Source organism: Scandinavium tedordense, assembly GCF_024764965.1.
Classification (GTDB): Bacteria; Pseudomonadota; Gammaproteobacteria; order Enterobacterales; family Enterobacteriaceae; genus Scandinavium; species Scandinavium tedordense.
In genome coordinates this window covers 425,855-433,482 of record NZ_JALIGG010000054.1, presented here as the reverse complement: position 1 = coordinate 433,482, position 7,628 = coordinate 425,855, and the positions used below count along the sequence as shown (strand labels likewise).

General features: G+C 52.9%; 4 protein-coding genes and 2 rRNA genes. 3 read left to right on the top strand and 3 right to left on the bottom strand.

The features are described 5' to 3' along the window. From MUU46_RS10965 to MUU46_RS10955, 3 genes are all read left to right on the top strand, one after another. Positions 1 to 1,171 (top strand): 23S ribosomal RNA (locus MUU46_RS10965); the annotation flags it as partial. Positions 1,172 to 1,266: 95 nt separating this feature from the next. Further along, a 5S ribosomal RNA gene (rrf, locus tag MUU46_RS10960) occupies positions 1,267 to 1,382 on the top strand. A 443-nt stretch (positions 1,383 to 1,825) separates the two neighbouring features. Continuing rightward, positions 1,826 to 3,124, top strand: a complete 1,299-nt coding sequence (locus MUU46_RS10955; RefSeq protein ID WP_258965534.1) for an MFS family transporter — start codon at positions 1,826 to 1,828, stop codon at positions 3,122 to 3,124. A 4-nt stretch (positions 3,125 to 3,128) separates the two neighbouring features. Here the strand turns inward: MUU46_RS10955 and MUU46_RS10950 are convergent, their stop codons facing one another. From MUU46_RS10950 to MUU46_RS10940, 3 genes are all read right to left on the bottom strand, one after another. Beyond that, a complete protein-coding gene (locus MUU46_RS10950; RefSeq protein ID WP_159760839.1) occupies positions 3,129 to 3,449 on the bottom strand; it encodes a YfiM family lipoprotein in 321 nt (106 codons plus the stop codon). A 45-nt stretch (positions 3,450 to 3,494) separates the two neighbouring features. Beyond that, the gene (gene pssA, locus MUU46_RS10945) at positions 3,495 to 4,850 is read right to left on the bottom strand and encodes a CDP-diacylglycerol--serine O-phosphatidyltransferase (protein WP_258965533.1); all 1,356 of its coding nucleotides are present in this window, start codon (positions 4,848 to 4,850) and stop codon (positions 3,495 to 3,497) included. A gap of 114 nt (positions 4,851 to 4,964) precedes the next feature. Further along, positions 4,965 to 7,622, bottom strand: a complete 2,658-nt coding sequence (locus MUU46_RS10940; protein ID WP_258965532.1) for a bifunctional acetate--CoA ligase family protein/GNAT family N-acetyltransferase — start codon at positions 7,620 to 7,622, stop codon at positions 4,965 to 4,967. Between the last annotated feature and the right edge of the window lie 6 nt (positions 7,623 to 7,628).

Genomic DNA, 7,628 nt, shown 5'->3' with positions numbered 1-7,628 from the left:
TGGAGCTGAAATCAGTCGAAGATACCAGCTGGCTGCAACTGTTTATTAAAAACACAGCACTGTGCAAACACGAAAGTGGACGTATACGGTGTGACGCCTGCCCGGTGCCGGAAGGTTAATTGATGGGGTTATCCTTAGGGAGAAGCTCTTGATCGAAGCCCCGGTAAACGGCGGCCGTAACTATAACGGTCCTAAGGTAGCGAAATTCCTTGTCGGGTAAGTTCCGACCTGCACGAATGGCGTAATGATGGCCAGGCTGTCTCCACCCGAGACTCAGTGAAATTGAACTCGCTGTGAAGATGCAGTGTACCCGCGGCAAGACGGAAAGACCCCGTGAACCTTTACTATAGCTTGACACTGAACACTGGTCCTTGATGTGTAGGATAGGTGGGAGGCTTTGAAGCGAGGACGCCAGTTCTTGTGGAGCCAACCTTGAAATACCACCCTTTAATGGCTGGTGTTCTAACGTAGACCCGTAATCCGGGTTGCGGACAGTGTCTGGTGGGTAGTTTGACTGGGGCGGTCTCCTCCCAAAGAGTAACGGAGGAGCACGAAGGTTAGCTAATCCTGGTCGGACATCAGGAGGTTAGTGCAATGGCATAAGCTAGCTTGACTGCGAGAGTGACGGCTCGAGCAGGTGCGAAAGCAGGTCATAGTGATCCGGTGGTTCTGAATGGAAGGGCCATCGCTCAACGGATAAAAGGTACTCCGGGGATAACAGGCTGATACCGCCCAAGAGTTCATATCGACGGCGGTGTTTGGCACCTCGATGTCGGCTCATCACATCCTGGGGCTGAAGTAGGTCCCAAGGGTATGGCTGTTCGCCATTTAAAGTGGTACGCGAGCTGGGTTTAGAACGTCGTGAGACAGTTCGGTCCCTATCTGCCGTGGGCGCTGGAGAATTGAGGGGGGCTGCTCCTAGTACGAGAGGACCGGAGTGGACGCATCACTGGTGTTCGGGTTGTCATGCCAATGGCATTGCCCGGTAGCTAAATGCGGAAAAGATAAGTGCTGAAAGCATCTAAGCACGAAACTTGCCCCGAGATGAGTTCTCCCTGACTCCTTGAGAGTCCTGAAGGAACGTTGAAGACTACGACGTTGATAGGCTGGGTGTGTAAGCGTAGCGATACGTTGAGCTAACCAGTACTAATGAACCGTGAGGCTTAACCTTACAACGCCGAAGCTGTTTTGGCGTAAGAGACGACAATTTTTAGCTTGATAACAGATTAACTGGAGTGCTTTTAAGCGTTCCGGAAACAGAATTTGCCTGGCGGCAACAGCGCGGTGGTCCCACCTGACCCCATGCCGAACTCAGAAGTGAAACGCCGTAGCGCCGATGGTAGTGTGGGGTCTCCCCATGCGAGAGTAGGGAACTGCCAGGCATCAAATAAGCGGAAAAGCTCCACACGAAAGTGTGGGGCTTTTTTGTTTACATAATATCTGGTGGATATCACTTCACGCGCATGCATATGCGACAAAATTGTCGGGAACAATTTTGAACGCCGCTGGCGGCGGCCCTATAGGGGCGAGTATCAGGATGATACGAGTATTGTGGGAACGGCCAGGCATCAAATAAGCAACAAAGCCCTGTGTGAAAACACAGGGCTTTGTTGCGTTTATACGTCATAACATCCACCCAGCAATGCACCCACCTTAATCTCTTGCGACAATTCCTGATTACTGATCCTGCTAACTGAATTTGTGCTTTTGATCACAAAGCATGTTATAACAATTATGTAACATTTAAATTGCTAATTGTTCTGCCTGAGCGATGCTCAATATCAGCGTCAGGTGCAGACTGGTTTTTTGCTGGAGTATAATAACAATGACCGAGAATACGTATTCATCCCGAGAATCCCTGATGGGCAGTGATTCGCGGCGTCGGATCTGGGCTATCGTGGGTGCTTCATCTGGTAACCTTGTTGAGTGGTTTGATTTTTACGTCTATTCGTTTTGCTCACTCTATTTTGCACATATCTTCTTCCCCTCGGACAATACCACCACACAGCTACTGCAAACCGCCGGCATTTTTGCTGCTGGTTTTTTGATGCGACCGATTGGCGGCTGGCTGTTTGGACGAATTGCCGATCGCCACGGGCGGAAAAAGTCGATGTTGGTTTCTGTCTGCATGATGTGTTTTGGCTCGTTGGTGATTGCCTGTCTGCCGGGATACGCGGCGATTGGAACCTGGGCTCCGGCATTGCTGCTGCTGGCAAGATTGTTCCAGGGGCTTTCCGTCGGGGGAGAATATGGCACCAGCGCAACCTACATGAGTGAAGTCGCTATCGAAGGTCGGAAGGGGTTCTTTGCCTCATTCCAGTACGTAACACTGATCGGCGGCCAGCTTTTGGCTTTGCTTGTGGTCGTTGTTCTTCAGCAAGTGCTGAGCAGCGAGGATTTGCATACATGGGGCTGGCGTATTCCCTTTGCGCTGGGTGCTGTACTGGCATTAGTTGCGCTTTGGTTGCGCCGTCAGCTGGATGAAACGTCACAGCAGGAAACGCGCGCCTTGAAGGAAGCCGGATCGCTCAAAGGCCTGTGGCGCAATCGCAAAGCGTTTTTGATGGTACTCGGCTTCACCGCCGGTGGCTCTTTGGTGTTTTATACCTTTACAACCTATATGCAAAAGTATCTGGTGAATACGACGGGTATGAGCGCCAGCGTGGCCAGCATCGTGATGACGGCTGCGCTTTTTTGCTATATGGCGGTGCAGCCTTTGTTCGGTGCTCTGTCCGACATAATTGGTCGTCGTACGTCGATGCTGTGTTTTGGTGGACTGGCTACACTGTTTACCGTCCCGATTCTCAGCGCACTCCAGCATGTGCATTCACCGTATGCCGCGTTTGCATTAGTGATGTGCGCCTTGCTGATCGCCAGTTTTTACACGTCGATAAGCGGGATCCTGAAAGCTGAAATGTTCCCCGCTCAGGTGCGTGCGCTTGGCGTTGGGTTATCTTACGCCGTCGCCAACGCGCTGTTCGGTGGCTCGGCAGAGTATGTCGCCTTGTCGCTGAAATCTATAGGCTTTGAGAGTGCGTTTTTCTGGTATGTCACTCTGCTGAGTGCGGTGGCATTTGTCGTGTCGCTGATGTTGCACAGCAAAGGGAAGGGGTTACGTCTGTAGTTTATTAATGCGCCATATGCCACACCGCATAGCCGGTTGTGGCCCCGGCGACATCCCATGCAAAATCTTTCCAACTCCAGCCGCTGCCTGATGGGCGGCTGTCCCATCCTTCCTTCCCTGCACCAAGACTGAGAGAGAACATCAGGCCATAGGCTGCACTTCTGTCCTGACTGAATCCTTGATGCTGGGCGTATTCGTTGCCTGCGGCGGAGAGAATGGCGGACGCAATAAAGTGTTGTGCCTTGTCTTGTCCGGTCCAGGCATCATTGGCCATATGGCTGCAACCGCAAAGCCACAGTGAAGACAGCAGAACCAGAATACGCATAGCAGGCTCCCTGTAAAAAAGCCCCGACGATGCGGGGCTTGAGGATCACAGAATGCGGCTGATGAGTCTGTCGATTCGAATTCGACGTAGACGGCGAATCAGCTTACGGACTTTAACCGGATAGTCGGCGATACTTTGCAGATCGCGATAATGATTCACTACGGTGGTATGTTTGCGGATCAGTTCCAGCTCTTTATCCCGGGACTCGGCCAACTGCTGTTTTGGATCGTGAATGAGAATTGCGTTCTCTAGATCCAGTCGCCATGCGCGTGGGTTCAGGTTGTTGCCGGTCAGCAGCATCCATTCATCATCGACCCACATGCCTTTCAGATGGTAGCTGTTGTCTTCATCTTTCCACAGGCGAACCACCAACTGATCTGTATTCACATAATACTGCAGGCGGCTAAGGAAACGGCGCAGATTGATTTCATACAAATAAGGCAGCGCACCAATGATCTTAAACGGCTGATCTTCTGGAATATAAAAGTCATTGGCCGTTTTATCACCAACAATGATTTCAACCTTTTTCCCTTGGCGCAGCAGATGGATAATGTTTCGCACTAATACTGCAGGGAGGTTGAAATAAGGCGTGCAGATAGTCAATTTATCTTCGGCGCACGGCATCAAATGGAAAATCGTCTTATTGAGCACGCTCGATTTTCCGAGCCCAACCAATGGGGTGACGGAGAGCTGCTCGTTATCAGCATCGCCCTGGAAATGATAACCGGTGTCACGCAGTTCCTGGCGATAGAGACGAATATCGTTTTTGATCTCCGGGCTTTTCGGGCGCTCGTTGTCATCGAGACGATTTACGCCGCGGCCCTGCACCAGATTCTGAACCACCCAGTCAAACATGATATCGGCCATCTGCGCATTACCAATCGCCTGGTAGCGATCATAGCGATATTTATCATGCTGATGCAGGTAAACGTCGTTGATGCTCGCGCCGCTGTAGAGCACGCAGTCATCGATAATAAAGCCTTTATAGTGCAGAACACCTAACGCCTCGCGGGTATTAACCGGCACGCCGAAAACAGGCACATCCACGCCAGGGTTTTCCTGAGCCATGCGGGTGTACCAATCGGCGTTGGTGTTTGATGCAGCGGCACCAATGCGTCCGCGCTGGGCACGGTGCCAGTCTACCAGGATTCGGACATCGAGTTCAGGGCGCTGACGCTTGGCGTCATAAATAGCCTGCAAAACCGCTTTACCGCCATCATCTTGTTCCAGATAAAGGGCGATAATGCAGATGCGGCGAGTCGCGTTGGCGATTTTAGCCAACAGCGCTTGCCGAAAATCCGCAGGGGCGTAAAAGAACTCGACATCATCAACTGACTGAGAAAGCTTAGGTAGTTGAGCAAGGTGTTGTTGATGCTTGTTGCGCTTAAATTTTGACAACATCACAGTGCGATTCTTCTCTGATTAATCAAGGGGCCTCTGTACCATGCAGACGACAGAAGCGAGCAATAATACCATCAGTGCCAGCTAAAGTGGTCAACATTTCCAGCAGCTTAGTTACGATGACGATGAGGATAGTCTTAATGTCAACCCGACAATGCCATCTTCAAGCTGGATATCGACGTCAAAACCCAGCTTACGGGCCAGCGCAATCATTCCCTGATTATTGGGCATGGTAATACCATTTAAGCGCGATAGCCCATGTTCACGCGTATAGTTGATGAGTTTTTCCAGTAGACGACGCCCCAGGCCAAGGCCTTTTAAATCGGATCGCACCAGTACGGCAAACTCAGCATCAATATTGTCCGGGTCCGAAATCGCCCGCGTAACGCCCAGGATCTCAATCCCTGTCTCCGTGGAATGCACGGCGACAAAAGCCATTTCACGATCGTAGTCGATCTGCGTCATATTGGCTAAATCGTCATGGGTAAATTCATTGATTTCACTGAAGTAGCGGTAATAGAGATCTTCTTTTGTGACTTGGGCGATAAACTTCTGCAACAGCGGCTCATCCTCCGGCAGGATAGGGCGAAACAGGCAGCGTTCACCGTTCTTCAGCTCGACCCACTCTTCAAATTGCTGTGGATACGGACGCACCGTTAAACGGCTTTCGCTATCCCCTTCAAACGGTCCGATCTCAAGCGTCACATCCAGCGCGGTGAATTCGTTCCCGGAAGCCAGCAAAGGATGAATATCCAGGCGTTGGATCTCCGGACAGTCGACAATCAGATTCGAAACCTGGACTAGCACCTGGCTGAGCCCAACGACATCCAGTGGACGCAGCGCGCTTCTGCCACGGATCTTTTTACTTTTAATCGCCTGAATCACCAAATATCGGGCGAGATTCATGTTCAGCGGTGGCAACGCCACGGCGACCTGATCTTCTGCGCGCCACTCAATGCCGCCTTCACCCAGCATGATGAGCGGGCCAAACAGCGGATCGTGTTCGACGACGATCCGCAGCTCCTGAGCACCCGCGCGGTTCGCCATACTCTGAACTAACAACCCGTGGATCCGCGCCTGAGGCCAGGTCATTTTCACGCGATCGAGGATAGCATCAGCCGCCAGCTGCACTTCTGCGGGGGTGCGCAGATACAACATCACGCCCTGAACTTCTGACTTATGCGGGATATCAGGCGAACGCAGTTTCAACGCCACCGGATAGCCAATCTGTTCAGCGATATGCACCGCTTCGGCACTGTCTGCCGCTATCCACGTCGGCAACGTATGCATGCCGTAAGCCTGGAGGATTGGCTGCACTTCGTGAGTGTCGAGCGATGTGGCACCTTCCGCAATGGCGTGTTGGAGCAACGCGTGGGCGTCGGTGGTATTGGCGGTCAGGTTGTCCGGTAATACCGGGGTTTCACGCAGCTGCTTCTGGTTGCGGCGGTATTCCACCATATGCATAAATGCGGTGATGGTACCTTCCGGTGTGCGGTAAGTGGGAATACCGGCATCGCTAAATAAGCGGCGTGCTTCCTGTGAGGAATATTCCCCGCACCAGTTGGTTAACACGGTGACGTATTTGCCACGGGCGTGATGACTGAGGGTATCAATTAACGCCTGGGCGCTTTCTGTTCCCGGCGCGGCTGCGCTCGGGGAATGGATGACCAACAGGGCATCATAATCCTGGCTGTCGAGCAGAATACTCAGCGCTTTTTGATAGTGGTCACTGCAGGCGTCATCGCGCAGGTCGAGCGGGTTCGCCGCCTCTACGCTACCCGGCAGCGCACCTCGAAGACGGCTCAGCGTCTCGTCGCTGAGCGTTGCCAGTTTTCCATTGCGAAGCCAGAGTTCGTCCAGTGCCAGTGCCGCCGGGGCTGCGCCGTTGCTGACAATCATCAGGCGCTCACCGCGCAACGGCCGCATATGGCTCAGCGTTTCGACGGCGGAAAACAGTTCATGCGTATCCTGCACGCGCAATAAACCAGCTCGCTGAATGGCGGCATCCCAGGCCGGATCCATCCCTGAATTCACATGCAGCAGACGTTGGGCTGCCGGACTACGTCCACTCTTAATGACCAGAATCGGTTTATTGCGCGAGGCGCTACGGGCAGCCGAAACGAAACGCCGGGCGTCGCTGAGGTGCTCCAGATAGAGCAGAATGGCGCTGGTTTTGCTGTCGCGGGCGAGAAAGTCGAGTAGGTCATCAACGTCAATATCGAGACTGTCACCCAAGGCGATAAAATAGGAAAAGCCCATTTCGCGCTGTTGCGCCCAGTCAAGAATGGTATTAGACACCGCCGCAGATTGCGAAATGAAAGCCAGCTTTCCGCGACGGATCGGTACAGGCGAGAAACTGGCGTTTAGCCCTTGCCAAGGGGCTAATAATCCAAGGCTATTGGGGCCGAGAAGGCGCATCTGATAACGGGCGGCGCAGGTTTTCAGTTCGCTGAACTGTTCCGGCGGAGCGGAAAGAATGATGCAAGTTTTACAGCCTTTCTGACCGAGCGCTTCCAGCAGTTCCAGATTGCGTTTCGCATGGGTGCAGATAACGGCCAGGTCCGGCGTGAACGGCAGGCTGTCGATATCAGGCCAGGCCAGCACCCCCAGCACCGCTTTCCAGGCAGGCGTCACCGGCAAAACCGGCCCGCTAAAACCGCCTGCCAGTAGATTGCGCATCATCAGATAGCCCGCACGTTGCGGCTTCATTGATGCGCCAATGACGGCTATTGATTTGGGTCTCAGTAACGCTTCCAGTCCCCGTTGGCTCATCGCACT

What these genes read in the sequence shown, in the direction of transcription:
- MUU46_RS10940 (WP_258965532.1), bottom strand. Translation starts at nt 7,622, where the DNA reads ATGAGCCAACGGGGACTGGAAGCGTTACTGAGACCCAAATCAATAGCC.
- MUU46_RS10955 (WP_258965534.1), top strand. Translation starts at nt 1,826, where the DNA reads ATGACCGAGAATACGTATTCATCCCGAGAATCCCTGATGGGCAGTGAT.
- MUU46_RS10950 (WP_159760839.1), bottom strand. Translation starts at nt 3,449, where the DNA reads ATGCGTATTCTGGTTCTGCTGTCTTCACTGTGGCTTTGCGGTTGCAGC.
- pssA (WP_258965533.1), bottom strand. Translation starts at nt 4,850, where the DNA reads ATGTTGTCAAAATTTAAGCGCAACAAGCATCAACAACACCTTGCTCAA.